Here is a 26,349-nt window from a genome sequence, read left to right as displayed (position 1 = left end):
ACCGATGCCCCGCGACCTCGATTTCTCGACCGACCCCGCCCGGCTCGACCGCGAACGCGTGCACCGCTGGCTCTCCGAGCACGCCTACTGGGCGCTCGGCCGACCTCGCGAGACGCAGGATGCGGCGATCGACGGGTCGATGAACTTCGGCGTGTACGACCGCGACTCGGGCGGGCAGCTGGCCTACGCCCGCGTCGTCACCGACGGCGTCACCTTCGCCTGGCTCTGCGATGTCATCGTCGACCCCGAGAGCCGCGGCGAGCGCCTCGGCGTCTCGCTGATGGAGTACGTGCTCGCGACGCTCGACCCGCTGCGCCTGAAGCGCGTGGTGCTCATCACGGGCGACGCCCACGGCCTCTACGAGAAGTTCGGGTTCGCGCCGATCGACCGAGCGGCGGACTGGATGTCGCGGGTCGGGCCCGACCCGATCGTCTGAGCGGGGGCGACCCGGCCACGCTCCCGACCGCCCGCGGCAGGGGCGCCGCTTCGCTGCCGTCAGGCGGCGTCGCGCCCGTAGGCGAGCATCCGGAACCCCGACCCACCACCGGGGCGGCGGCGCACGAAGCGGTCACGCGGCGTCGCGTCCACAGGCGAGCATCCGGAAGCCCGACCCACCACCAGGGCGGCGGCGCACGAAGCGGTCACGCGGCGTCGCGTCCATAGGCGAGCATCTGGAAGCCCGACCCGTCTGGGCGCACGAAGCGGTACTCGCGCTCGTGCAGGCGGGCGAACCCGAGCCGGTCGTAGAGCCGCTGCGCGTCGAGCATGTCGGGGCCGGTGTTGAGCACCACCCGGTCCATCCCGCGGATGCGCGCGAGTCGCAGCACGTGCCGCACGAGCGTCTCGCCGATGCCGCGCCGCCGGGCACCCGGTGCGACGCCGAGGAAGCGGAAGTCGAGCTCGCCGGCCCGCGCGACCGGCGACAACGTCGCGCCGGCTCGCGGCGTCGACGCCGTGCCGAGGAGCTCGCCGGTCGCCGAGTCGACGGCGACCCACACCCGATGGTCGCGCGCGCGCTCGGCCACGGCGACGATGTCGGCGCGATACCCCGCGTTCAGCTCGAAGTCGGCGGCGTACGCCGACTCGACGAGCCGGGCGACGTGATCGGCCTCGCCGTCCCGCATCGATCGCACCACGACGTCGTCGCGCTGCTGAAGCGGGTATCGGTACACGACCGAGTCGACGCCGGCCCCGACCGCCGCGTCGCGCTCGGGCGCGCGCTCGAAGCCGAGTCGTTCGTAGAGCGCCTGGGCCCTGGTGTTGCGGCTGCCCGTGTCGAGCACGAGCGCCGACGCACCCCACTCGAGCGCCGCCTCGAGGCTCGCCCGCGTGAGCGCGGCGCCGAGTCCGCCGCCCTGCACGGCTGGGTCGACGGAGATGAGGCGCACCTCGGCCTCGCCGGGCCGGGCGACCCGCGAGTAGCGAGTGCCGGCGCGCAGCACGCTCGCCGTGCCGACGACGCCGCTTTGGGCGTCGAGCGCGACGAGCACGGCGCCGTCGGCGGCACGCCCCGCCGTGTCGGCCTCGAACGCGGCGCGCTCGGCGCCTTTCGGCAGGTGACCGTACGGCCCTGCGGCGAAGGCGCGCCCGATCAGGGCGGCCTCGGCGGCGGACTCCTCGGCGCGGATCGGACGGATGGTCGGGGATGCGGGCGGGGTTCCGGCGGCGTTCGACATCGTCATCCAGCCTAGGCCCGCCCGTCGGCGCGGCGGCCTGGCGACGGTCGCCGCCGGTAGGCTCGACGCGTGCTGACCGACCGCCGCGACCTCCGCGTCGCGCTGCTCGGCCCGGTCCTCGTCGAGGGTCGGTCGGGCGAGCAGATCGAGCCCGCGGGCGCGCTCGCGAAGGCGCTGTTCGCCGCGCTCGCGGGGGTCGACGGGCGTGCCTCGGGTCGCACGCACGGGCTCGAGGCGATCTCCGACGACCTGTGGGGCGACGACCGGCCCGAGAACGAGCGGGCGGCACTGCAGTCGCTCGTGTCACGGGTGCGCACAACGAGCGCGACCGGGCTCATCGCGTCGCGCCCCGGCGGGTACGCGCTCGACGTGACCCCGGCGCAGACCGATCTCGGACTCGCCGGCGAACTCGGCGGGCACGCCGCGGAGCTCGCCCGTGGCGGCGACCACCGCGCCGCGATCGGCGTGCTCGACGAGGCCCTCGCCCTCTGGCGCGGCGAGCCGGGGCTCGACCTCGGCCAGGCGCCGATCGGCGCCGAGCTCGCCGACCGTGCGTCGTCGCGTCGCATCGGATTGCTCGAGTTCCGTGCGCGCTGCCTGCTCGACGCCGGTGACGCCGAAGCGGCGATCACCGCCCTCGCTCCGCTCGCGGCGGCCAGCCCGCTCGACGAGCGACTGCACACCTCGCTCATCGCCGCGCTCGCGAGCGCCGGCCGGCGCACCGAGGCGCTCGCGACCTTCGCCCGCGTGCGAGCGACGCTGCGCGACGAGCTCGGGGTCTCGCCCGGCCCCGAACTCGTCGAGCTCAACGCGCGACTGCTCGCCGATCCCGACACGGGCATCGCGCCCGTGGTCGGCGTCGACCCGGTCGCGGACGTCCGGCCCGGGGCATCCGTCACGATCGAGCTGACGCGACCGACGGCCGATGAGGTCCCGTCGCCCGCGGAGACGGCCGATTCCCCCCGACGCCCCGAAGAACCCACCCGGATCGGCCTGCGCGCCGCCCCGAACCGGCTCATCGGCCGCGACGACGACCTGCCGGCGATCCTCGCACTGCTCGACCGGCACCGGCTGGTCACCATCCTCGGCGCAGGCGGGCTCGGAAAGACTCGGCTCGCCCAGGCGGTCGCGGCGCGAGCCGACGCGCCGGCGGTGGTGGTCGCCGAGCTCGCGGGCGTCCGCGACGACGACGACGTCGAGCTCGCGCTCGGCTCGGCGCTCGGCCTCAGGGAGGCCCGTGCGTCGAGGCTCTCCGACGCCGCGAGCCGGCCCGACCTTCGTCAGCGCATCGAGGCGCGCCTCGCCGACACGCCGACCCTGCTCGTGCTCGACAACTGCGAGCAGGTCGTCGACGGCGTCGCCGCCTGCACGGACGAGCTGCTGTCGGCGGTGCCGACCCTGCGCGTGCTCGCGACGAGCCGGAGCCCGATCGCGATCGGCGCCGAGCAGGTGTATCCGCTCGAACCGCTGCCGGCGCGCGTCGGCGACGAAGCCGGGCCCGGCTCGCAGCTCTTCATCGAACGGGCGCTCGCCGTGCGCCCCGATGCCGCCCTCCCCCTCGACGTGGTCGAGCGGCTGTGCGCGTGCCTCGACGGCCTGCCGCTCGCGATCGAGCTCGCCGCGGCGCGCACCCGCGGCATGACCGTCGCCGAGATCGAGGCCCGCCTCGACAATCGTTTCGCACTGCTCGCCGGGCGCGACCGCAGCGCGCCGCCCCGTCAGCGCACCCTCGAGGCCGTCATCGAGTGGAGCTGGGCGCTGCTCACCCCCGACGAGCAACGCGGGCTCGTCCGGCTCTCGACCTTCGCCGACGGCTTCGGGATCGAGGCGGCACAGGAGGTGCTCGGCGCGGGCGCGATCGACGTGCTCGTGGGTCTCGTCGACCAGTCGCTGCTCACCGTGCGCGACGACCGGCTGACGGGTGCCACCCGATACCGCATGCTCGAGACGGTGCGCGAGTTCGGCCAGCTCCGACTCGCGCAGGCCGGCGAGCTCGCCGACGTGCACGATGCGATGGCCCGGTGGGCCGAGCGGCTCGCCGACGTGCACTTCGTCGGCGGCGGCTCGACGCAGCTCCACGACCTGCGGGTGCTGCGCCTCGAGGAGGAGAACCTCGTCGAGATCCTGCGCCGAGCCAACGCCGAGCGTCGCGTGCCGACCGCGCTGCGGCTCTACGCCGCGCTCGGCTACCTCTGGAACGTGCGCAGCGCGCACGAGGAGGTGCTCGTGTTCGGTGAGGCGATGCTCGAGGCGACCCGCCACGGCGCGCACGAACGCGACCTCGCGGTGCCGGCGATGATCTCGGCGGTGTTCGCAGCCGGCACGTCGCTCGCCTACGGTGCACCGGCCGCGACGCGCGCGCTCGCACGGCTCCGCTCGCATCTCGCCGATCGCTGGCCACTGCCCGAATGGCTGGCCGCGGTCGCGCGGGTCATCGGCGCGCGCGACCTCGACGCCGCGCTCGCCGACCTCGTGGTCATGTCCGACTCCGCCGACGAGGCGACGGCGCTCATCGGCGCGCTGCTGCGCTGCCAGTTCGATGAGAACGCCGGCGAACCCGCACTCGCCATCGAGCACGCCCAGCGCGCGCACCGGCTCGCGCGGCGCCTCGGCGACGGATGGGCCGAGTCGATGAGCTCGATGATGATGGCGCAGCTCGCCAGCCAGTCGGGCGACCCCGAGCGCGCGTTGCACTGGTCGGCCGTCGCGGTCGACGGCCTCGCCGCCCTCGACGCGGAGCCAGACCTGCTCCAGCTCGAGTGGATGCGCGCGGGCAACCTGCTCTCGGCGGGCCGGTTCGACGAGGTGCGCCCGCTGCTCGACGAACTCGCGGCGAGCGAGCGTCGCACGGCCGACGGCCTCGCGCTCGCAACGGTCGCCGAGCTCGGCCGCGCCGAGCTCGCACGGGCGGATCGCCGCATGGCCGACGCCCGTCGCCACGGTCGGGCGGCCGCCGACTCGTTCGGCGTCCACGAGCGGTCGACCCCGTGGTACCTGATGGTGCTCGCCGATCTCCTCTCGGCGGCGGTGTTCGACGAGCGCGACGCCGACGACGCCGACCGGTGGGCCGCCCGCATCCGGTACCGCACGATCGCGCTCCACCGCGCGTGGCCGGCGTTCACCGACAAGCCCGTGCTCGGCACGGCGGTGCTCGGCTGGTCGGCGTGGGCGATGCGCCGACCGCACCTGCGGGGTCGCGCGCTCGAGCTGCTCGCCCTCGCCGAGCGGATGCACCCCCGGCAGGACCTTCCCGCGCTCAGACTCGAGCCGCACCTCGCGGCCGCCGAGCGCATCGCCGGCGCCGCCGCCCTCGAGCGGGCGCGCGCCGACGTCGCCGACCTCACCCAGCCCGAGCGCGCGGAACGGGCGCTGCGATTGCTCGCAGCGCCCGTCGCGCCCGGTTCGGTCGGCTCGGCCTGACGGTCACCCCCGGCGGGGCGCCGACCCGACGGCCGTCGCCCGCACCGAGGCATCCGCACCGGTCTACGCCTTGCGCATGTACGCGCGCACCGTGAGCGGGGCGAAGATCGCGACCACGACCGCGGCGCCGACGAGCGTCGCCAGCAGGTCGCCCGTGACCTCGGTGCCCATCGTGATGCCGCGCGCGGCGGTCACGAGGTGCGAGACCGGGTTGATGTTCACGAACCACTGCAGCCAGTCGGGCATCGTGTCGGCCTGCACGAACGCGTTCGAGAGGAACGTCAGCGGGAACAGGATGAGGAACGAGATGCCCTGCACCGAACCGGCCGATCGCGCGATCACGCCGAAGAAGGCGAAGATCCAGCTGAGCGACCATGCTGCGACGATCACGACGAGGCTCGCCGTCACGACGCTGCCGATGCCGGCCTCGGGCCGGTAGCCCATGACGTACCCCGCGACGAAGGTGAGCACGGTCGCGATGCCGTAGCGCACCGTGTCGGCGAGCAGCGCGCCGGCGAGCGGTGCGACGCGCGCGATCGGCAGCGAGCGGAACCGGTCGAACACGCCCTTGTCCATGTCCTCCCGCAGCTGCACGCCCGTGACGACCGACGTCGTGATGACGGTCTGCACGAGGATGCCGGGCAGCAGGAACGGCAGGTACGTCATCGCATCGCCGGCGATCGCGCCGCCGAAGATGTAGGTGAACATGACGGTGAACAGGATCGGCTGCACGGTGACGTCGATGAGCTGCTCGGGCGTGCGCTTGATCTTCAGGAGACCCCGCCAGGCCATGCTGAACGAGTTGCGCACCGTCTGGCCGAAGCCGACGTGGTTCTTGAGCGTGCGGGCGGCGCCCGGCACGATGGTCGCGGTGGTCATGCGCGGCTTCCTTCGAGTTCGAGATCGGATGCCTCGTCGCCGGCCCCTTCGGGCTCGGCGCTGTGGCCGGTGAGCGTGAGGAACACCTCGTCGAGCGTGGGCTTCTGCACGCTGAGCTCGGCGAGGTGGATGCCCGCGTCGCGGAACGTGACGAGGAGCTCGGCGACGCGATCCGCGTCCTGCATGGGGGCGGTGAGGCGGGCGGCCTCGGGGCTCGCGGTGGCGTGCACGCCGAGCACGCGCTCGATCGCCGCCTGGGCGTCGCCGAGGTCGCGCGGGTCGATGAGCCGCAGTTGCAGGCTCGACTCGCCGACCGAGGCCTTGAGCTCGTCGCCCGTGCCCTCGGCGACCACGCGGCCGCGGTCGATCACCGCGATGCGATCGGCGAGCTGGTCCGCCTCGTCGAGGTACTGGGTCGTGAGCAGGACCGTCGAACCGGTCGCGACGAGTCGTCGGATCGTCTCCCACATCTGCGCGCGGGTGCGCGGGTCGAGGCCGGTCGTCGGCTCGTCGAGGAAGATGAGCGGCGGCTGTGCGATGAGGCTCGCCGCGAGGTCGAGCCGACGGCGCATGCCGCCCGAGAACTGCTTGAGCGGCCGCTTGGCGGCCTCGGTGAGCCCGAACTCCTCGAGGAGCTCCCCGGCCTTGCGCTTCGCGTCGCGCCGGCCGAGGCCGAGCAGGCGCGAGAAGAGCACGAGGTTCTCGGTCGCCGAGAGCGTCTCGTCGACCGAGGCGTACTGCCCGGTGACGCCGATGAGCTGGCGCACGACCTGCGCCTCCCGCTGCACGTCGTGGCCGAAGACGCGGGCCGTGCCGGCGTCGGGGCGCAGCAGCGTCGCGAGCATCGAGATCGTGGTGGTCTTGCCGGCCCCGTTCGGGCCGAGCACGCCGTAGACGGTGCCGGTGGCGACCCGCAGGTCGACCCCGTCGACCGCGCGGTGCTCGCCGAAGTTCTTCACGAGGCCGTCGGCCTCGATCGCCCAGTCTCCCCGGGCTCGGGTGTTGGTGATGTCCATGCACGCCATGCTTCCGCCGCGCGCTCGCAGCGCGCTGTCGCGGTGCTGTCGGGGCACTGTCGCGGTGCCGTCGGTGCGCCGTCGCCGCGTGGTCGCGGATACTGCCGCGGATGTGCGCGAGATCGGCGGTCGACGCACGATTCTTCGAACCGCAGCGGCATCCGTGCGCGCCGTGCGACGTACCCTTGAGGGGTGACAGCGTTCGTCTCCGCCCTCGATCTGTTCTCGATCGGGATCGGCCCCTCGAGTTCGCACACCGTCGGCCCCATGCGGGCGGCTCGCATGTTCGTCGAGTCGCTCGATGCCCGCGGTGTGCTCGGCGACGTCACGCGCGTGTCGTGCTCGCTCTACGGCTCGCTCGGCGCGACCGGCCTCGGGCACGGCACGCCCGACGCCGTCGTCGCCGGCCTCGCCGGCCTCGAGCCGCACGACTGCGACCCCGCCGACGTGCGCGACGCGTGGACCCGCCTCGCCGACGCGCGCGACACCGGCGCCGAGATCCGCCTCCTCGGCGCGCACCCCGTGCGGCTGCGCCAGAGCGACATCTCCCTCGAGCCGCGCACGCGCCTGCCCGGCCACCCCAACGCCATGACGCTCCAGGCGTTCGGCGAAGGGCCGCTGCCCATCGCCGAGGAGACCTACTACTCCGTCGGCGGCGGCTTCATCCGCCGCGACGGCGACCCCGCCGCCGAGGCCGAGGCCCTGCGCCATCCGCTCCCCTACTCCAACGCCGCCGAACTGCTCGCCCTCTGCGACGAGCACGGCGTCTCGTTCTGCGACGTCGCCAGGCACAACGAGATCGCCGTGCACGGCGAGGCCGGCATCGACGCAGGGCTCGACGCCATCTGGGACGCGATGGCCGAGTGCGTCGAGCACGGCCTCGAGACCGAGGGCACGCTGCCCGGCGGCCTCCGCGTCAAGCGGCGCGCACCCGACGTGCGCCGGCGCCTGGAGGCCTACGACCGCGACGAGATCGAGTCGACGGCGCACCGCGACACGTCGACCGAGTGGCTGCACGCCTTCGCACTCGCCGTCAACGAGGAGAACGCCTCCGGAGGCCGGGTGGTGACCGCGCCGACGAACGGCGCGGCCGGCATCCTGCCCGCCGTCGGCCACTACTACCTGCGCTTCGTGCCGGGCGCCGACCGGGCGGGCATCCGCCGGTTCCTGCTGACCGCGTCGGCGATCGCGAGCCTCGTCAAGAAGAACGCGTCGATCTCGGGCGCCGAGGGCGGCTGCCAGGCCGAGGTCGGCTCAGCGTGCGCGATGGCGGCGGGTGCGCTCTGCGCCGTGCTCGGCGGCACCCCCCAGCAGATCGAGAACGCGGCCGAGATCGCGATGGAGCACCACCTGGGCCTCACGTGCGACCCGGTCGCCGGACTCGTCCAGGTGCCCTGCATCGAGCGCAACGCGATCGCCGCATCGACCGCGGTCTCGGCGGCCCGGCTCGCGCTGCACGGCGACGGCACGCACCTCGTCTCGCTCGACACGGTCATCGAGACGATGCGCCAGACGGGCCTCGACATGATGACGAAGTACAAGGAGACGAGCGAGGGCGGCCTCGCCGTCAACGTCATCGAGTGCTGACCTGCGTGTCCCCCACTCGGGGACCCTCCCGGACCCGACGCGTTTCTGCCATGGTGGCCCCATGGAAAGCGACCCGACGATCGATCCGAACTTCTTCCTCGGCGCCGGCCTCATCGGCCTCATCATCGGCGTGGTGATCTACCTCGCCGTGCTCGCCCTGATGCTGTGGATCGGCTACCTCATCATCAAGGCCGCGGTGCGCAACGGCCTCCGCGAGCACACGCTCTGGCTCGAGAGCCGGCGCGGACCGCTCCGCTGAGCCGCCGCCGGCTCGTGCACCGCGCGGCCGCAGCCGTTCGCGCGGCACGCGCGTCGCCGTGCTACGCCTCGTGACGGCCTGTTGCGGTCCGGCCGCGCCGGCCGGCAGCGGCGCCTAGCGTGGCCGGCATGACTCTCGACGCGACCTCGGATCCGCTCACCGTGCCCGGCCCGCTCGTCTCGACCGGCTGGGTGGCCGAACACCACGACGCCGAACGACTCGTCGTCGTCGACGCGACGGTGCTCGGCGTCGACGCGGCGACGGGATTCCACTGGCTGAGCGGGCTCGACGATCACCTCATCGCCGGGCACCTGCCCGGCGCCGTCTTCGCCGACCTGCTCGAGGAGTTCTCTGACCCGGGCAGCCCGTTCGCGTTCACCCGCCCCGACCTCGACCGCCTCACCGAGGCCGCACGCGGCCTCGGCATCGACGACGGCACCGCGGTCGCCGTGTACGACGCGTCGATCGGCCATTGGGCCGCCCGCCTCTGGTGGCTGCTCCGCTCGGCCGGCTTCGCGAACGTCGCCGTGATCGACGGCGGCTTCGAGCGGTGGCGGGCCGAGGGCCGCGAGGTCGAGACGGGGTACCGCGAGCCGCGCGCCGCCGGCCCGCTGCGCCTCACGGTGCAGCCCGGCTACTGGGCCGACCGCGAGGAGGTGCGCCGCATCGTCGCGGGCGACGAGCGCTCCGCCCTCGTCTGCGCCCTGCCACGGGGCGACTTCCGCGGCGAGACCGGCAAGCGGGCGCGGCGGGGCCACATCCCGGGCAGCGTCAACGTGCCCGTGGGCTCGCTCGTCGACCGCGAGACGCGCGTCGCGCTCCACGGGGACGCCCTCGCCGAACGTCTCGCCCCGGCGGTCGACGCGGCCGACGCCGCGACGGGCCGGTTCGTCGTCTACTGCGGTGCGGGCATCGCCGCAGCGGGCACCGCGCTCGCGCTCCGGCGATCCGGCCATCCCGACGTCGCCGTCTACGACGGGTCGCTCGACGAGTGGCTCGCCGACCCCGAGGCGCCGCTCGTCGCCCTCGCCTGACCCGATGTCCCCGGTCGCGACCGGCGAGGGGCGACGAGCGCCGCACCGCCGTGCGCCTCAGCAGGCGCAGGTGATGCCGGCCGCCTCGGCGGCCGTCACCGGTGAACCGGCGAGCCCCGCCGAGGCGACGTTCGTGAGCGGGTCGGGCACCCGCTGCGCGAGCCCCTCGTCGGTCTCGTAGGCGAAGCCCTCGCGCACCCAGTACTCGAACCCGCCGATCATCTCCTTCACCGGATGGCCGAGCCGGGCGAACTCGAGCGCCGCTCGCGTCGCCCCGTTGCACGCCGGCCCCCAGCAGTAGACGACGACCGGAACGCCGGAGGGCACGAGCGCCGCCGCCTCCCCCGCGATGCGGCGACCCGGCAGGTGCACCGCGCCGGGCACCCGCCCCTGCGCCCACGCGGCCTCGTTGCGGGTGTCGACGAGCACGAAGCCCGGCGCGCCAGCGGCGAGCTCGGCGGCGACGTCCGAGACATCCGTCTCGAACGCGAGTCGGCCCTCGAAGTGACGGATCGCGGACTCGGAGTCGGCGGCGGTCCGGAAGATCGAGGAGGTCGTGATCGTGTCGGTCATGCGCCCAGACTGGCAGGCCCAGCGCCGTCGGCGGGACGGAAATCGCGCCAACGCGGCGCGACTTCCCGCCAACCGCTCGCGGGTGCTCAGGCTCCGGCGAAGAAGGCGGTCGCAGCGGCGCCGAGCGCCGCGAGGTCGTCGACGTGCGCGAGCTCCCGGGCCGAGTGCATCGACAGCAGCGGCACGCCCACGTCGACCGTGCGGATGCCGAGACGGGTCGCCGAGAGCGGACCGATCGTCGATCCGCACGGGATCGCGTTGTTCGACACGAACCGCTGCACGGGCACGCCCGCGGCACGGCACACGCCGGCCCAGAGCGCACCGCCGAGCGCATCGCTCGCGTAGCGCTGGTTCGCGTTGAGCTTCAGCAGCGGACCGCCACCGAGCACCGGGCGGTTCGCCGGGTCGTGACGGTCGGCGTAGTTGGGGTGCACGGCGTGTCCCGCGTCCGACGAGACGATCCAGCTCGCCGCGTGGGCGCGTCGGCGTTCGTCGTCGGAGGCGCCGAGGCCCGAGGCGATGCGGGAGAGCACGTCCTCCAGGAACGGCCCGCTCGCGCCCGAGCGCGACTCCGAGCCGAGCTCCTCGTGGTCGAAGGCGGCGAGCACGCTCACGTGCTCCGCGTCGGACGGCGCCCGCAGGAGCGCGACGAGCCCGGCGTGCACCGAGGTCAGGTTGTCCATGCGGCCCGAGGCGAACAGCTCGCCCGAGCGGCCGAAGCGGGTCGGCGCGGCCGTGTCGGCGACGAGCACGTCGTGCCCGACGATCGCCGCGCCGGGCACGCCCGCCAACGCGGCGAGCTCGTCGAGCAGGTCGGCGTCGTCACCGGTGCCGACCCCCCAGACCGGCTGCGTATGGCGCTGCTTGTCGAGCAGGAGGCCCTTGGAGTTCACCTCGCGGTCGAGGTGGATCGCGAGCTGCGGGATGCGCAGCATCGGCCCCGTTCGCACGAGGTGCACGGCGCCGTCGTCGGTCGCGATGCGGCCCGCGAGCTCGAGCTCGCGGTCGAGCCAGGAGTTCAGGAGCGGCCCGCCGTAGACCTCGACCGAGGCCTGCAGCACGCCTTCGCTGACCGTCTGCCCGTTGGGCTTCAGCTTGAACGACGGCGAATCGGTGTGCGCCCCGAGGATGCGGTACGGCGTGGTCGGCACGGCGCCGTCGGGTTGCATCCACGCGATGACCGCACCGTCGCGCACGACGACGCGACGCCCGGGACCGGTGGGCCATTCGGCGGTCTCGTCGAGCCGCTCGAACCCGGCCGCCTCGAGACGGCGGGCGACCTCGGCGGCGGCGTGGTACGACGAGGGCGAGGCCTGCACGAAGTCGGCGAAGTCGGCGATGTGGGCGTCGAGGTCGGGCACGGATGCGGCGGCGGCGTCAGCTGGCATGGTTCCATCCAACACCGCGAACGGGCGGCGGGCGAACCGGGCGGCCACCGGGGGCTCAGGCGAACCGCACGACCGCCTGCAGGCGCGAGCGCACCTCCATGACCTCGGTGCCGCCGAGGTGCGCCGATCCGGGCAGGCCCTCGCGCACGGCGCTCGCGAGACGCGAACGCCGGACGAGCGCGACGACGGCGCCGCGCACCGACCCGCCGAGTTCGAGCGGCTCGCCGGCGTGGTCGTCGGGCACGACGATCATGAGCGCCGTCGGCTTCGCCTTCGCTGCCCGTCCGATCGCCTTGGCCCGCGCCGCGAGCGCCTTGAACGGCCGCTCGCCCGCGAGCGCCTCGCCGACGAGTTCACCGCGCTTGAGCGCGACGGGCCCGCCCCAGTCCTCCGACTGGATCGCGAAGAGCCCCGTGGGACCGAGCACGAGGTGGTCGAGTTTCGGCGGCAGGCCGTGCCCCGCGGCATCCGTCGCGACGTCGTGCCAGATCGTGTACGCGATGCCGAGCGTCGCGAGCGCCCGGGCGCTCGCCTCCTCGGCGAGCGCGTCGGCGAGGAGGTGCCGGATGCCGCGGGGCGCACCGCGCACGAGCGCCGGGTCGTACGGATCGGGAAGCGAGGCGCCCCGCCCGACCCACTCGCGGATCGACTCGAGGTACCGCTCGCGCGAGAGCCCGCCTGGGTGGCCGTACGACCGCGCGAGCGGCCGCGAGTCGCGCCGCGGCCGGGGCGCGGCGGGCGCCCATGCCTCACGACTCGGCGCGGTGCCGACCGTGCCGCGACCGCGGTCGAACGCGGCCCGCGCCGCCGGCGTGCCGACGAGCGCCCACGCCGACTGCACCGCGTGGAACTTCGCGGGGTCGCCGCCCGTGTCGGGGTGCGCCTCGCGCAGGGCCCGGCGGTAGGCGGCGCGCAGGGTCGCCTCGTCGGCGTCGGCTGCGACGCCGAGCAGTTCATAGGGCGACGCTGACAGGGGGCTCTCGGGCATTGGCTCGCTTTCGTTGCGAGCACGAGAATACCGCGCACGAATCGGCCGGCCCTCTGAATTCGTCGGTGTCGGCGCCGTGCGCAGGTCGGCCCGGAGGAGCATGCCGCTGCTCCGATCCGCGCCGACCGGTGCGTCAGTCCGCCGGCAGCAGCAGGAAGCCGTCGTCGACGAGTTCCCGCACCTCCGGCAGCAGCTCTGCGGCGAGCGCCGCCCCGTCGACCTCGAGCAGCTGCGCGAGTGCGGCGACGATCGCGCCGACCGCGAGTTCGCCGTCGCAGGCGCCGACGAGTGCGGCCAGTGCCGTGCCGGGCGAGATCGTGCGCGCGAACCCGCCGCCCTGCCGCAGCAGCATCGCCGTCGGGTCCGCGTCGCCGGGCCAGTAGTGGCGCTCCTCGGTGACGTCGCCCGCGACGGTCAGGCGCAGCGCGGCGAGGGCCCCGTCGTCGAGGGACGCCAGCCGGTCGTGCGCCGCGAGGCACTGCGCGAGGTGCCCGCCGAGGCCCGCGGGGTTCGACCCGATCGCGCCGTGCCGGCGCTCGACCCGGGCGAGCCCGTCGGTCGCGGATGCCGCGGCCGAGGCATCCCCGCCGACCGGCCGTCGCAGCACGACGTACCCGAAGCCGACCTCGGTGACCCCGCGCGCCGCGAAGTCGTCGAGCCACGCGTCGTAGAGGCGGTCGAAGGCCGCGGTACCCGACCTCGTGCCGCCGTCGCGGATCCACGTCTCGGCATACTCCGTGACGGGCTGCACCTCGCGCTCGACGATCCAATGGTCGAGTCCGTGCGCCCATGCCGCGGCGCGCTCGAGCCCGTCGTCGTCGCCGCGATACTCCCAGTTGGCGAGCAGCTGCGCGGTGCCGCCGGGCTCGAGGTGCTCGGCGCAACCGCGCACGACCGCTTCGACGAGCGCGTCGCCCACCATGCCGCCGTCGCGGTAGTCGTACTCGGGAACCCCCTCGGTGCGCGGCGTGATGACGAACGGCGGGTTCGAGACGATGCGGTCGAACCGCTCGCCGGCGACCGGTTCGAACAGGCTCCCGAGGCGCAGTTCGACGCCCTCGATGCCGTTGAGCTCGAGGTTCATGCGGGCGAGCTCGAGCGCCCGCTCCGAGATGTCGGTCGCGACGACCTCGTCGGCGAATCGCGACGCGTGCATGGCCTGGATGCCGCAGCCGGTGCCGAGGTCGAGCACGCGTCGGGCGGGCGTCGGCAGCATGAGCCCCGAGAGCGTCGTCGAGGCGCCGCCGACCCCGAGCACGTGGTGCTCGCCGAGCGCGTGTCCGAGCGCGAGCTCGCCGAGATCCGAGAGGATCCACCAGTGCGCTTCGCCGTGCGCGTCGCCGAACGCGTAGGGGCGCAGGTCGAGGGCGGCGACGACGAGATCGCCGTCGCGCCGGATCAGCCCGAGCTCGACCGCGTCGTCGAGACCGAGTCGCGGCAGGGCCTCGGCCGCCTCGTCGGCCGGCACCGGCAGCCCGAGCACGAAGAGCTCGGCGAGGGTCGCGAGCACCGCACCGCCGGCGTGCGCGCGACGGCGGCCGTCGAGCACTCGCCGGGCGGGCACGCGTTCGCCCCGGTGCAGCGCCGCAGCCGCAGCCCCGCCCCAGAGGCCGTCGAGCGCGTCGACCGTGAAGTCGACGGCGCGCAGGTCCTCGGCGAGGCGGCTGAGGGGTTTCGGGGTGCGTGCGGTGTCCACCGGACCATTCAAGCAGCGGAGACCGCACGGGTGCGGTGACGGGGCTCATCGCGGTCGCGTGCCGCGCCGGTCATCCGGTGGGCGAGCCGGGGTCGAGCACGAGGTCGAGCACGAGCGGGAACGGACCGTACCCGTCGCCGATCGTGAGGTGGCCGCCGCCCGGCACCGTCACGCGCTCGAGCCCGAAGACCTCGGCGAAGGCGACCGTTCCAGCCGGGTTGACCGGGTCGTCATCGCCCTGCACCACCATCGGTGCCGCGATGCTCGCCGCCGCGAGCGCCGCCGCGACCGCGTCATCCTCACCGGTGTCGGCGGTGAGGAACCCGGAGATCTCGGGCGTCCGCTCGAGGAATCCGTCGGAGGGCGGTGAGACCAGGATGACGCGAGCCGCCGCCGGGTCGTCGAGCCCCGACTCGCGCCGGGCGACCGCGTACGCGAGCCACAGCGCGCAGCCGAGGCTGTGCGCGACGACGGTGAGCTGCGACGGCGTCGTGCCGACGAGCTCGGCCTCGAGTGCGGCCAGCCAGCCGGCACGGACCGGGGTGTCGGCATCGGGCAGCTGCGGGTACCGCACGTCGTGGCCGCGGGCGTCGAGCTCTTCGGCGAGCCAGCGCTGCCAATGCCCCTCGGGTCGATGGTTCTGCCAGCCGTGCAGGATGAGCACCTCGCCCACGTCGTCTCCCGTCGTTCGTCCGGCCGTGATCGCCGGCCGCGGCCATCAGTCAAGCGCCTCGCGCGGCGACGTGCACGGGCGAATGTCACAGAGCCGTCATCTGCGGGTCATCTGGCATTGCGCCCCGTAACCCGCCCGTCACACGGTGCGCGTAGCGTGGGCTTACGATCGTGGAAGGCGAGGGGAGGGCGCGTATGGCGGAGTCATCGGTGCTCGAGCGCCTGCGTCGAGACGCACGCGACGAGCTCGCCGCGCTCATCGAACTGCGCTGCCGGCTCGGCGAAGACCCGTGGATGTTCCTGCCCGACCTGCCCTCCGTCGACGAGCAGGTCGTCGCGACGCTGCGCGAGGAGCGCCTGCAGTCGGAGACCTGGGGTCCGGCACGGTCGCGCGCGTACCACCCGGCTGCACGCCCGGGCGAGGCGGCGAGGTTCGAGTTCGAGCTGCTGCGGGGCATCGCCCTCGAGCACCCCGAACTCAGTGGGGCGGTATGGGCGCTGCTCGACCGCGTGCCCGCGCCCTGGTGACGCGCCGCCGGCGGCACCCGCGTTCAGGCGGCCGGTGACCCCGACGCCGCCTCGCGCCGTCGCTGCACCCGCAGCCAGGTGAAGAACCCCAGCAGGGTGAACGCGCCGTAGAACAGGTACAGCAGCGCCGAGGCGTAGTAGCCGGCCGAGACGAGCAACGGCACGCCGACGATGTCGACGGCCACCCAGATGAGCCAGAACTCCGTCCAGCCCTTCGCCATGCCCCACGTCGCGAGCAGCGACCCCATGAAGATCCACGCGTCGGCCCACACCGGCTCGAACGAACCCAGGGCGCTGAAGATGGGCGTGAGCACGAGCGTGCCCCCGATCATCGCCACGACGAGCAGCACGCGCTCGCGCCCGGTCGCCCAGCGCGGGTCGACGGCGTTCGCCGACGTGTGCCGGTGCCTCGACCACTGGATCCACCCGTAGATCGAGACGCCGATGAACATGAGCTGCCGTCCGGCCTGCCCGAGCAGGTTGACCGGGTTCGGCGTGTGGAAGACGGCGCCCATGAAGACCGTGAAGAGCAGCGCGTTGCCGATGATGCCGACGGGCCACGCCCAGACCTTGCGCCGCATGCCGCCGAGCGCCGACGCGAGCCCGAACAGGTTGCCCACGATCTCGCGCCAGAGGATCACCTGTCCGCCGATCACGAGCTGGGCGTCGAAGAGCCACTCGATCGGGCCGGGCGCCGCCGCGGCTTCGAGCATCATGCGACGGTCCTGGCGCGTCCGCGGAGGGCGCGCACGAGCGCGACGATCGCACGCCAGCCGATGAGGAGGAGCGCGAGCGTCAGCGCCGCGACGATCATGAACGCGACCTGCGCGGTGTCGCCGGCGAAGACCCGGAGGGCGAGCCCGCCGACGACGGCCACGGCCCACACGATCACGCCCGTCGGCCACGGCGCGGTCGGCGCGCGCCAGGCGCGTGCGAGGCCCCATCCCGCGAGCACGGCGACGAGGAACGGCCACGCGGTCGCGGCGATGCCGGCGACGTCGAGCGCCTCGGCGTGGCTGCGACGGCCGATGAGCACGAAGACGACGACGAGCGCCAGGTCGACGACGAGGCTCACGAGGATCGTTCGCGCGCTCGCCCGGTTCGGGCTCGCCGATCCGGCGACGGTTCCGCTCATGCCTCCATCGTACGGAGCGCGGCGAGCGCCCGGAGCGCGGCGGCGTCGACGACCGGCAGCGCGCAGACGAACTCGCGGCACCGGTAGGCCGCGACGGCGCCGTCGCGCAGGTCGCGCCCGGCGAACAGGTCGAAGCCGGCATCCGCGAACCGTCGGGCCGCCTCCTCCGTGACGACGGCCGTGATGGATGCCTCGTGCCGACGGCTCTCGGCGACGAGCTCGGCCTCCTGCGGGGCCGCGGCGGCCGCGCCACCGGTCGCCGCGCCGGGCACGACGGTCACGAGCTGCACGACGGGCGCGGCGAGGTCGGCCATGAGCCCGAGCGAAGCGCCGAACGCGATCGGACGCTGCACGGCGACGGCGGCGACGCGCTCCATCGCCGCGACGGCCGCGGCCCGATATCGATCGCCGGCACCGAGCAGCCACAGCCGCCACGCCGCCTGCGCGCATGCGGTCGCGCCCGACGGGGTCGCGCCCTCGGCGGGGTCACCGGGCAGGGCGAGGCCGCGCGCGGCGAGCACGGGATCGGGCCCGCCGGGCACGGCGAAGGGCACGGTCTCGTCGGGCCGGGCCGCGTCGATCGCGGCGTCGACGAGTTCGCGCGCGACCTCGGCGTACCGGGGATCGCCGCTCGCGAGCGCGAGGTCGATGAGTCCCCCGGCGAGCATTCCGGGGTCTTCGAGGGCCGCGGTGGCGGCCGACGCCCGGCCGTCGCGCGAGGCCCGGACGATCGCGCCGTCGGCGAGGTGGTGGCCGATCACGAAGTCGGCGGCCCGGCGCGCGGCGGCCAGGGCTCGATCGCCGTCCTGCCCGCCGATGGCGCCCGACGCACGTGCGAGCGCACCGATCGCCAGGCCGTTCCAGCCCGTGAGCACCTTCTCGTCGAGCGCGGGCGGCTCGAGCGACCTCCGTCGCTCGGCGTCGGCCTGCGCGTAACCGCCTTCGGTGCGCACGCCGTCGACGATGCTCTCCGAGTCCTGCGCGGCGGCGAACCCGCCCGACGCGAGCTGCATCGTGCCGATGAGGAACGCCGACGTGTCGCGGGCGACCTCGCGGAGCACTGCGTCGTCGCGGGCCAGGTCGGCCGCGACGGCGAGCAGCAGGGCGTTGTCGGTGAGCATCCGTTCGTAGTGCGGCTCGCTCCAGTCGGCGCGGGTGGCGTACCTGAAGAACCCGCCGTCGACCGGGTCGCGGAGCGGCGACGCCGCCATCGCCCGCAGCGTGCGGCGGGCGATGGCTCGGCCGTCGGCGCCGCTCCGCGCGAGGAAGTCGAGCACCGGCGCCACCGGGAACTTCGGGGCCCCGCCGAAGCCTCCGTGCACCCGGTCCTCCTGCGCCGCGAGCGCCTCGACGGCGTCAGCCAGCCGAGCGGTCGTCGGCAGTGCGCCTGCCGTCTCGGCCGACGCCGCGTCGGCGAGCGCACCCGCGACCGCGTCGGCGGTGTCGGTCAGCTGCGTCCGCCGTTCGCGCCATGCCTCGTCGACCGCGGCGAGCACCTGCCGGAACGACGGCATGCCGCGCTGCGGAGCGGGCGGGAAGTACGTGCCCGCGTAGAACGCTCGCCCGTCGGGGGTTGCGAAGACCGTGAGGGGCCAGCCGAGCTCGCGCGTGAACGCCGAGGCGGCGGCCAGGTAGCTCGAGTCGACGTCGGGGTGCTCCTCGCGGTCGACCTTGATCGCGACGAACCGCTCGTTGAGCACGCGCGCCGTCTCGACGTCGTCGAAGCTCTCGCGGGCCATCACGTGGCACCAGTGGCAGGTCGCGTAGCCGATCGAGATCATGACGGGGATGTCTCGCGCGCGCGCCTCGTCGAAGGCGTCGTCGCCCCAGGGGAACCAGTCGACGGGGTTCCCCGCGTGGGCCCGCAGGTACGGGCTGACGGCGTCGGCGAGGCGTCGGCCCATCGGTCAGTCCACCTCGTCGGGGTGGGCGCTCACCCGGCCCTCGCGCTCGAGCGCCGTGATCGCCTGCATCTCGGCATCGTCGAGCTCGAAGTCGAACACGTCGAAGTTCTCGGCCATGCGCTCGCGACGGGTCGACTTCGGGAAGACGATGTGCCCGCGCTGCAGGTGCCAGCGCACGACGACCTGGGCGGGGGTCTTCTCGTGCGTCGCCGCCGGTCCGGCGATCTCGGGCTGCTCGAAGAGCGGGTACTTGCCCTGCCCGAGCGGCCCCCAGGCCTCGATCGCGATGCCGTGCTCCTCGGCGAACGCCGCGGTCGCCGGCTGCTGGTGGGCCGGGTGCAGCTCGATCTGGTCGACGGCGGGCACGACGTCGGTCTCGTCGAGCAGTCGTACGAGGTGCGGCACGAGGAAGTTCGAGACGCCGATCGAACGCACGCGACCGCTGTCGCGGAGCTTCTCGAACTCGCGCCACGTGTCGACGTACCGGTCGCGGGCCGGGCTCGGCCAGTGGATCAGGTAGAGGTCGACGTAGTCGAGCCCCAGCCGTTCGAGGCTCGCATCGAAGGCGTCGTGCACGGACTGCGTGCCCTGGTCGTCGTTCCAGAGCTTCGTCGTCACGTACAGCTGTTCTCGGGCGATGCCCGATGCCGCGATCGCCCGGCCCACGCCCGCCTCGTTGCCGTAGATGCGCGCCGTGTCGAGGTGCCGGTAGCCGACCTCGAGCGCGTCGGTCACGATCCGCTCGGTCTCGTTCGGGTCGACCTTGAAGACCCCGAAGCCGAGCTGCGGGATGGAGTGGCCGTCGTTGAGCTGGATGCGGGGAACCGTCATGCCCGCCATCCCATCACGACCGGGCTCGCGCCGACAGGGCGGTTCGCTGCCCGCGAAGCCGGGCACGGCCGCCTCCGGTCACGCCGCGGGCGACTCCGCCGCGACCGTGCGGCGCACCGGCAGGCGCTCCCCCGCGCGCACCGCGACCGACCACCGGTTGCCGGGCGAGGGCAGCGGGCACACGTACTGGTCGCTGAAGGCGCAGGGCGGCAGGTACGCCCGGTTGAAGTCGAGCTCGAGCGTGCCGTCGGCCGCGGGCTCGTCCACGGCGAGGAAGCGGAACCAGTACGCCTCGTGGCCGCTCGTCGCGTCGGCGAACACCGCGCCGAGGCCGCCGGCGTCCCGCGTCAGGGTGAGTTCGATCGGGGTGCCGTCGACGTCGAACCGGGCGACGCCTGCGACGTGCTCGGTCGACGCGTGCCCGTCGACGCTCGTCACCTCGAGCGTCGCGTCCGCCGCAGGCTCGAAGCTCGCACGCACGACCCAGCGCGGCGACGGTGCGAACGCGTCGATGCCGGCGAGCGACGTGCGCGTCGGGGCGTCGGGGTCGAGCACGCGCAGCGCCAGCGCCCCGTCGCGCTCGAACGCGCGCAGCACCGTCGCACCCACCGCCAGTTCGTCGCCGGCTGCGAGACGCACCGCGTCCGAGGCATCCGCGAGCCCCGTGCCGACCACCGCGCCGTCATGGGCCGCCCAGCGACCGGGCGCGCCCTCCACCGCCGCCGGCTCGTCGGTGAGCCAGTGCGTGTGCCGCAGGGCGGCGAGCCCGTGCGGGGCCGTCGCGCGCGCTTCGCGCGCGTGGTGCCAGTCGTGCCAGTCCGACTCGAAGCGTTCGCTCGTCATGCCTCCACGCTACCGATCGCGGCGACCCGGTTCAGCGCTCGGCGTCCTCGTGCGACCCACCACGTCATACGATGGAGGGCTATGTCGTCGCCTGCGCCGATCCCCGTGATCACCTATCCCGCCGAGCTGCCGGTCTCCGCGCAGCGCGACGAGATCGCGCGCGCCCTCGAGTCGCACCAGGTCGTGATCGTCGCCGGCGCGACGGGCTCGGGCAAGACGACGCAGCTGCCGAAGATCTGCCTCGAGCTCGGCCGGACCTCGATCGCGCACACCCAGCCCCGCCGCATCGCCGCGCGCACGATCGCCGAGCGCATCTCCGAGGAGCTCGGCGTCGAGCTCGGCGGCCTCGTCGGCTACCAGGTGCGCTTCACCGACCGCGTGAGCGAGTCGACCCGCGTCAAGGTGATGACCGACGGCATCCTGCTGAACGAGATCCACCGCGACCGCGACCTGCGCCGGTACGACACGATCATCATCGACGAGGCGCACGAGCGCAGCCTCAACATCGACTTCCTGCTCGGCTACCTGAAGCGGCTGCTGCCGCGCCGCCCCGACCTCAAGGTCATCGTCACGAGCGCGACGATCGACCCCGAGAGCTTCGCGCGGCACTTCGAGGATGGCTCGGGCGAGCCCGCGCCCGTGATCGAGGTGTCGGGCCGGACGTATCCCGTCGAGGTCCGGTACCGGCCGCTCGTCGCCGAGGCCGGCATCGGCGACGACGACGAGGACGAGGGCGCCGCGGCCGAGGACAAGGACGTGCAGCGCGGCATCATCGACGCGCTCGACGAGCTCGACCGCGAGTCGAGCGGCGACGTGCTCGTCTTCCTCTCGGGCGAGGGCGAGATCCGCGACGCCGAGCAGGCGGTACGGGCCCGCTATGCGGGCGGTCGCGGCGGCGAGACCGAGGTGCTGCCGCTCTACGGGCGCCTGTCCTCCGCCGATCAGCACCGCGTGTTCGAACCGTCGAAGGTCGCGGGCCTGCGGCGCCGCGTCGTGCTCGCGACGAACGTCGCCGAGACGAGCCTCACGGTGCCGGGCATCCGCTACGTCGTCGACGCGGGCACCGCGCGCATCAGCAGGTACTCGGTGCGCTCGAAGGTGCAGCGGCTGCCGATCGAGCCGATCTCGCAGGCCTCGGCGAACCAGCGCTCCGGCCGGTCGGGCCGCACGAGCGACGGCATCGCGATCCGGCTCTACTCGGAGGAGGACTTCGAGCGCCGGCCCGAGTTCACCGACCCCGAGATCCTGCGCACGAACCTCGCCGCGGTGATCCTGCAGATGGCGTCCCTCGGGCTCGGCCCGATCGAGGAGTTCCCGTTCCTCACGCCGCCCGACGCCCGCGGAATCCGCGACGGTCTCGAGCTGCTGCGCGAACTCGGTGCGCTCGACGACGGCGCCGCGGGCGACGGGCCGCAGCTCACGCGCATCGGACGCCAGCTCTCGCGCCTGCCGATCGAGCCGCGCTTCGCGCGCATGGTGCTCGAGTCGAAGGCGCAGGGCGTCTCGCGCGAGGTGCTCGCGATCGTCGCGGGCCTCACCGTCCAGGACCCGCGCGAGCGCCCCCTCGAGCGCCGCGAGGAGGCGAACGGGTCCCACGCCCGATTCGTCGACCCGACGAGCGACTTCCTGACGCTCCTGAACCTCTGGAACCACCTCGAGCGGCAGCAGCGCGAGCTCTCGGGCAGCGCGTTCCGCCGCATGTGCAGGTCGGAGTTCCTGAACTACCTGCGCGTGCGGGAGTGGCAGGACCTGTACCGCCAGCTCGTGCGCCTCGCGAAGCCGCTCGGCCTGCACGTCGCCGAGCGGGCCGGCGAACCGAACGGCGACGGCATCCACCGGGCGCTCCTCGCGGGTCTCCTCTCGCAGATCGGGCTGCGTGATGACGCCCTGCGCCAATCAGCACCGACGTCGACGGGGCGCGGCGGCGCGCGCGACGCCGATCGCAGGGGACGGCGCCGCGACGCCGAGTTCCTCGGCGCCCGCAACACCCGCTTCGTGGTCTTCCCCGGCTCCGCACTCGCGAAGAAGCCACCGCCGGCGCTCATGAGCGCCGAACTGGTCGAGACGAGCCGGCTCTTCGCCCGCACGAATGCCGCGATCGACCCGGCATGGGCCGAGCAGCTCGCCGGCCCGCTCGCCAAGCGCAGCTACTCCGAGCCGCGCTGGGAGCGCCGCCAGGGCTCGGCCGTCGCCGACGAGAAGGTGCTGCTGTTCGGCGTGCCGATCGTCGCGAAGCGGCGGATCCAGCTCGCCCGGGTCGACGCCGAGCTCGCCCGCGAGCTGTTCATCCGGCACGCCCTCGTCGACGAGGACTGGGACACCTCGAAGCTCGATCGCCGGCTCTTCGCGTTCGTCAGGCAGAACCGGGCACTGCGCGGCGAGCTCGGCGAGGTCGAGGAGCGCACCCGCCGCCGTGACCTGCTCGCGGGCGACGAGGCGGTCGTCGCGTTCTACGAGGCGCGCGTGCCGCACGACGTCGCCGACGTTCGCTCGTTCGAGCGGTGGTGGCGCGGTGCGCAGCGCACGGCGCCCGACCTCCTCACGATGCGCCGCGAGGACCTGCTCGGCGAGGACACCGACCGCGCGCACGACGACGGCTTCCCCGACCGCTGGCGGCAGGGCGACCAGACCCTCTCGCTCGCGTACCGCTTCGAACCCGGTGCCGACGACGACGGCGTCACGGTCGTCGTGCCGCTCGTGCTGCTGCCGCGGCTCGAGGCGACCGGCTTCGACTGGCAGGTCCCCGGACTCCGCGACGAGCTCATCACGGCGCTGCTGCGCTCCCTGCCGAAGGTGCTCCGTCGCCAGGTCGTCCCGGCGGCCGAGTGGGCGGCGAAGATCGCCGCCGAGCTTCCGGACGGCCCCGAGGGCGGCGAGCCTCGCGAACCGCTCGTCGCCGAGGTCGGCCGGGCGATCCGGCGGCTCACGTTCACGCCCGTCGACCCGAGCGACTTCGACCTCGACCGCGTGCCGCCGCACCTTCGGGTCACGTTCCGCGCCGTCGACGAGCGCGGCCGCGCGCTCGGCGCGTCGAAGGACCTGTCCGAGCTGCAGGCCCGGCTCGCCGACCGCACGCGCGACGCCGTCGCGCGCGCCGTGAGCGGGTCGGGCGGTCCCGGCGATCGCCCGGCCGTCGCGGGCGACCGCCGCAATGGACGCGGCGCACGGAACGACGACCGGCGCGGCCCGCGGCCCGCCACCGCCCCTCCCCCCGAGCTCGCCGAGCGCGGCGGCATCACCGCCTGGGAGTGGGACGCGCTGCCCGAGCATCTCGACACGAGCCAGGCCGGCAACGTCGTGCGGGCCTATCCGACACTCGTCGACGAGCGCGAGGCGGTGGCCCTCCGGCTCGTCGCGACGCCCGAGGAGCGCGATCGGGCGCTCCGGCGAGGCATCCGGCGGCTCGTCGTGCTCTCGACCCCGACGCCGGTCGCCTATGTGCAGGAGCACCTCTCGAACGAGGAGAAGCTCGCGCTCGCCGCGAGCGCGTACCCGTCGACCCGCGCGCTGCTCGACGACTGCCTCGCCGCCTGCGTCGACGCCGAACTGCGTGCCCGCCACCCCGACGGGCTCCTGCGGACGCGAGCCGAGTTCGATGCCGTGCGCGACGCGGTCGCGGCCACGATCGTCGACCGGCTGTTCGAGACGGTGTCGCTCGTCGCCCGGATCCTCAGAGCGGCCCGCGAGGCCGACCGGGCGATCTCGGGCGCGTCGAGCATCCAGCTCATGGCGGCGCTCGCCGACCTCCGCGAGCAGCTCGCCGCCCTCGTGCCGAACGGGTTCGTCTCGGCCACGGGGCTCGAGCGGCTGCGCCACCTGCCGCGGTACCTCGAGGCGATCACGGCGCGCGTGCGCAAGCTCGTGGACAACCCCGGACGCGACCGGCAGCTCATGAACGAGTTCGACGTCGCCCGTTCGGCCTATGAGAAGGCCGGAGGCACGCTGCCGATCGACGCCGAGGCCGACCCGGTGCTCGTGCGCGTGCGGTGGATGCTCGAGGAGCTGCGCGTGGGCCTCTTCGCCCAGGAGCTGCGCACGGCCGAGACCGTCTCGGTCCAGCGCGTGCAGAAGGCGCTCGCCGGCTGAGCCGACGAGCGCCTTCGGGGCGGATGCGCCTCAGAGCACCTTGGAGAGGAACGCCTTGGTGCGCTGGTGCTGCGGGTTCGAGAGCACTTCTCGCGGGTCGCCCGACTCGACGACGACGCCCCCGTCCATGAAGACGAGCGTGTCGGCGACCTCGCGGGCGAAGCCCATCTCGTGCGTCACGACGATCATCGTCATGCCGCTCTTCGCGAGCTCCTTCATGACCTCGAGCACCTCGCCGACGAGCTCGGGGTCGAGCGCCGAGGTCGGCTCGTCGAACAGCATGAGCTTCGGCTCCATCGCGAGCGCCCTGGCGATCGCGACACGCTGCTGCTGCCCGCCCGACAACTGCGAGGGGTAGTAGTCGGAGCGCTCGGCGAGGCCGACGCGGGCGAGCAGCTCGAGCGCGCGCGCCTTCGCCTGCGACTTCGGCAGCCCCTTCTTCAGCAGCGTCGGTGCGAGCATCACGTTCTCGACGGCCGTCATGTGCGGGAAGAGGTTGAAGCGCTGGAACACCATGCCGATGTCGCGACGCTGCTTCGCGGCCTCCTTCGGGTGCAGCTCGTAGATCTTGTCGCCGTGCTGGCGGTAGCCCACGAGCTGGCCGTCGACCGAGAGCCGTCCGGTGCTCACGGTCTCGAGGTGGTTGATGCAGCGGAGGAAGGTCGACTTGCCCGAGCCCGACGGCCCCACGAGGCAGAGCACCTCGCCGCGCTTCACCTCGAGCGAGATCGACCGGAGCACGGTGTTCGAGCCGTAGGACTTCGACACCGCCTCGGCCTTCACCATGGGGGTCTCCGCGGCGTTCATGCGCCTCCTCCGGCGTGGTGGTTCGACGGCGGGACCTCCGTGTCGACCGCGGCGACCGCGCTCGTCTCGACGGTCGGCTGCTGCACGGCCGGTCGCTGGTCGATGCCCTTCGCGTAGTGCTTCTCGAGGTAGTACTGGCCGACCATCAGGATCGACGTGATCGCGAGGTACCAGATCGACGCGACGATCAGCATCGGCACCGGCTGGTACGTCTTCGCCGCGATGTCGCTCGTGCGCGTGAACAGTTCGAGCGTGAACGGCACGGCGATGACGAGCGAGGTCGTCTTCAGCATCGAGATGACCTCGTTGCCGGTCGGCGGGATGATCACGCGCATGGCCTGCGGCAGGATGACCCGGCTCATCGTGTGCCACCAGCCGAGGCCGAGGGCGGTCGCCGCCTCCTCCTGGCCGCGGTCGACCGCGAGCAGGCCCGCGCGCACGATCTCCGCCATGTAGGCGGCCTCGTTGAGCGCGAGGCCGATGACCGCGAGGGCGAAGTAGCTCAGCAGGTCGCTCGTCGTGATCGACAGCCACGGCTCGGAGCCGGGGAGGCCGATGTCGATCGACTTGTAGATGACGCCGATGAGGCCCCAGAACACGAGCTGCACGTACACCGGGGTTCCGCGGAACAGCCACAGGTACACCCACGCCACCGACTTCACGACGGGGTTCGGCGAGAGGCGCATCACGGCGAGCACGATGCCCAGGATGATCGCGATGACCATCGAGTACACGGTCAGCTGCAGGGTGTAGCCGGCGGCTTCGACGACGCGCGTGTCGAAGAGGTACTTGCCGACCTCGGTCCAGTTGTAGACCGGCCGGTTGACGGCCGCGTCGACCACGAAGAGGACGACGAGCACGATGAGCACGACGGCGAGGACCATGCGCCACGGGTGGCGCAGCTTGATGGCCTTGATCGCCTCGGGGGGCGTGTCGGTTCCGGAGCCGGGGGGGGGGGGGGGGGGCCCCGCCGGCCCCGGCGGGCGGTTTGGCAGAGGGGAGGGGGGTCTAGAGGGCGATGTTGAGG

At 73.7% G+C, this 26,349-nt stretch carries 22 protein-coding genes; 7 read left to right on the top strand and 15 right to left on the bottom strand.

The annotated features are described in order from the left end of the window. The first annotated feature begins 4 nt into the window (after positions 1-4). Positions 5-436, top strand: coding sequence for a GNAT family N-acetyltransferase (locus ACWGPE_RS11735; protein WP_231430322.1), 432 nt, complete (start codon positions 5-7; stop codon positions 434-436). Between the two features lie 205 nt (positions 437-641). On the opposite strand, the gene ACWGPE_RS11730 is transcribed toward ACWGPE_RS11735, so the two are convergent. Further along, positions 642-1,676, bottom strand: a complete 1,035-nt coding sequence (locus tag ACWGPE_RS11730; RefSeq protein WP_452048760.1) for a GNAT family N-acetyltransferase — start codon at positions 1,674-1,676, stop codon at positions 642-644. Positions 1,677-1,745: 69 nt separating this feature from the next. Between ACWGPE_RS11730 and ACWGPE_RS11725 the strand changes: the two genes are divergently transcribed. After that, on the top strand, positions 1,746-5,096 hold the full coding sequence (locus tag ACWGPE_RS11725; RefSeq protein ID WP_452048759.1) for an AfsR/SARP family transcriptional regulator: 3,351 nt from the start codon (positions 1,746-1,748) through the stop codon (positions 5,094-5,096). Between the two features lie 63 nt (positions 5,097-5,159). Here the strand turns inward: ACWGPE_RS11725 and ACWGPE_RS11720 are convergent, their stop codons facing one another. Together ACWGPE_RS11720 and ACWGPE_RS11715 are read right to left on the bottom strand one after the other, a co-directional pair. Then, a complete protein-coding gene (locus ACWGPE_RS11720) occupies positions 5,160-5,975 on the bottom strand; it encodes an ABC transporter permease (protein ID WP_376931339.1) in 816 nt (271 codons plus the stop codon). Then, complete coding sequence (locus tag ACWGPE_RS11715; protein WP_452048758.1) at positions 5,972-6,991, bottom strand: ATP-binding cassette domain-containing protein; 1,020 nt, start codon at positions 6,989-6,991, stop codon at positions 5,972-5,974. Before ACWGPE_RS11715 ends, ACWGPE_RS11720 begins: the two co-directional genes overlap by 4 nt. 192 nt (positions 6,992-7,183) lie before the next feature. Here ACWGPE_RS11715 and ACWGPE_RS11710 point away from each other — a divergent pair, with 192 nt between their 5' ends. From ACWGPE_RS11710 to ACWGPE_RS11700, 3 genes are all read left to right on the top strand, one after another. Beyond that, complete coding sequence (locus ACWGPE_RS11710; RefSeq protein ID WP_452048757.1) at positions 7,184-8,578, top strand: L-serine ammonia-lyase; 1,395 nt, start codon at positions 7,184-7,186, stop codon at positions 8,576-8,578. A gap of 61 nt (positions 8,579-8,639) precedes the next feature. Further along, complete coding sequence (locus ACWGPE_RS11705) at positions 8,640-8,837, top strand: hypothetical protein (protein ID WP_231430316.1); 198 nt, start codon at positions 8,640-8,642, stop codon at positions 8,835-8,837. Positions 8,838-8,965: 128 nt separating this feature from the next. Beyond that, a complete protein-coding gene (locus ACWGPE_RS11700) occupies positions 8,966-9,871 on the top strand; it encodes a sulfurtransferase (RefSeq protein ID WP_452048756.1) in 906 nt (301 codons plus the stop codon). A 57-nt stretch (positions 9,872-9,928) separates the two neighbouring features. On the opposite strand, the gene ACWGPE_RS11695 is transcribed toward ACWGPE_RS11700, so the two are convergent. From ACWGPE_RS11695 to ACWGPE_RS11675, 5 genes are all read right to left on the bottom strand, one after another. After that, positions 9,929-10,444, bottom strand: coding sequence for a rhodanese-like domain-containing protein (locus ACWGPE_RS11695; RefSeq protein WP_231430314.1), 516 nt, complete (start codon positions 10,442-10,444; stop codon positions 9,929-9,931). An 86-nt stretch (positions 10,445-10,530) separates the two neighbouring features. Continuing rightward, complete coding sequence (locus tag ACWGPE_RS11690) at positions 10,531-11,832, bottom strand: M18 family aminopeptidase (RefSeq protein WP_452048755.1); 1,302 nt, start codon at positions 11,830-11,832, stop codon at positions 10,531-10,533. A gap of 55 nt (positions 11,833-11,887) precedes the next feature. Further along, positions 11,888-12,820 carry a DnaJ domain-containing protein gene (locus ACWGPE_RS11685; protein ID WP_231430312.1) on the bottom strand — a complete coding sequence of 311 codons (933 nt, stop codon included), beginning with the start codon at positions 12,818-12,820 and terminating at the stop codon, positions 11,888-11,890. Between the two features lie 133 nt (positions 12,821-12,953). Beyond that, a complete protein-coding gene (locus ACWGPE_RS11680) occupies positions 12,954-14,516 on the bottom strand; it encodes a DUF7059 domain-containing protein (protein ID WP_452048754.1) in 1,563 nt (520 codons plus the stop codon). Positions 14,517-14,586: 70 nt separating this feature from the next. Continuing rightward, a complete protein-coding gene (locus ACWGPE_RS11675; protein WP_231430310.1) occupies positions 14,587-15,189 on the bottom strand; it encodes an RBBP9/YdeN family alpha/beta hydrolase in 603 nt (200 codons plus the stop codon). A gap of 194 nt (positions 15,190-15,383) precedes the next feature. Here ACWGPE_RS11675 and ACWGPE_RS11670 point away from each other — a divergent pair, with 194 nt between their 5' ends. Continuing rightward, positions 15,384-15,716 carry a hypothetical protein gene (locus ACWGPE_RS11670; RefSeq protein WP_231430309.1) on the top strand — a complete coding sequence of 111 codons (333 nt, stop codon included), beginning with the start codon at positions 15,384-15,386 and terminating at the stop codon, positions 15,714-15,716. Positions 15,717-15,739: 23 nt separating this feature from the next. On the opposite strand, the gene pnuC is transcribed toward ACWGPE_RS11670, so the two are convergent. The 5 genes from pnuC to ACWGPE_RS11645 form a co-directional block, all read right to left on the bottom strand. Then, positions 15,740-16,432, bottom strand: coding sequence for a nicotinamide riboside transporter PnuC (gene pnuC, locus ACWGPE_RS11665; protein WP_376931333.1), 693 nt, complete (start codon positions 16,430-16,432; stop codon positions 15,740-15,742). Beyond that, positions 16,429-16,851: a DUF3054 domain-containing protein gene (locus tag ACWGPE_RS11660; protein WP_275505604.1), complete on the bottom strand. Its 423-nt coding sequence runs from the start codon at positions 16,849-16,851 to the stop codon at positions 16,429-16,431. Before ACWGPE_RS11660 ends, pnuC begins: the two co-directional genes overlap by 4 nt. Beyond that, the gene (locus ACWGPE_RS11655; RefSeq protein ID WP_452048753.1) at positions 16,848-18,755 is read right to left on the bottom strand and encodes a thioredoxin domain-containing protein; all 1,908 of its coding nucleotides are present in this window, start codon (positions 18,753-18,755) and stop codon (positions 16,848-16,850) included. The genes ACWGPE_RS11660 and ACWGPE_RS11655 overlap by 4 nt, the downstream gene beginning before the upstream one ends. A 3-nt stretch (positions 18,756-18,758) precedes the next feature. After that, positions 18,759-19,586 (bottom strand): aldo/keto reductase, encoded by an 828-nt coding sequence (locus ACWGPE_RS11650; RefSeq protein ID WP_452048752.1) that lies wholly within the window; start codon positions 19,584-19,586, stop codon positions 18,759-18,761. A 78-nt stretch (positions 19,587-19,664) separates the two neighbouring features. After that, on the bottom strand, positions 19,665-20,429 hold the full coding sequence (locus tag ACWGPE_RS11645) for a DUF1684 domain-containing protein (RefSeq protein WP_452048751.1): 765 nt from the start codon (positions 20,427-20,429) through the stop codon (positions 19,665-19,667). A gap of 81 nt (positions 20,430-20,510) precedes the next feature. Between ACWGPE_RS11645 and hrpA the strand changes: the two genes are divergently transcribed. Then, positions 20,511-24,515, top strand: coding sequence for an ATP-dependent RNA helicase HrpA (gene hrpA, locus ACWGPE_RS11640; protein ID WP_452048750.1), 4,005 nt, complete (start codon positions 20,511-20,513; stop codon positions 24,513-24,515). A 30-nt stretch (positions 24,516-24,545) separates the two neighbouring features. On the opposite strand, the gene ACWGPE_RS11635 is transcribed toward hrpA, so the two are convergent. Both ACWGPE_RS11635 and ACWGPE_RS11630 read right to left on the bottom strand, forming a co-directional pair. Then, a complete protein-coding gene (locus ACWGPE_RS11635; protein WP_304504449.1) occupies positions 24,546-25,322 on the bottom strand; it encodes an amino acid ABC transporter ATP-binding protein in 777 nt (258 codons plus the stop codon). Further along, complete coding sequence (locus tag ACWGPE_RS11630) at positions 25,319-26,206, bottom strand: amino acid ABC transporter permease (protein WP_452048749.1); 888 nt, start codon at positions 26,204-26,206, stop codon at positions 25,319-25,321. Before ACWGPE_RS11630 ends, ACWGPE_RS11635 begins: the two co-directional genes overlap by 4 nt. Between the last annotated feature and the right edge of the window lie 143 nt (positions 26,207-26,349).

This window comes from Agromyces sp. NPDC055658, assembly GCF_053618155.1.
Note: the sequence above shows the minus strand (reverse complement) of the source record. Positions and strands in the feature narration are given on the sequence as shown.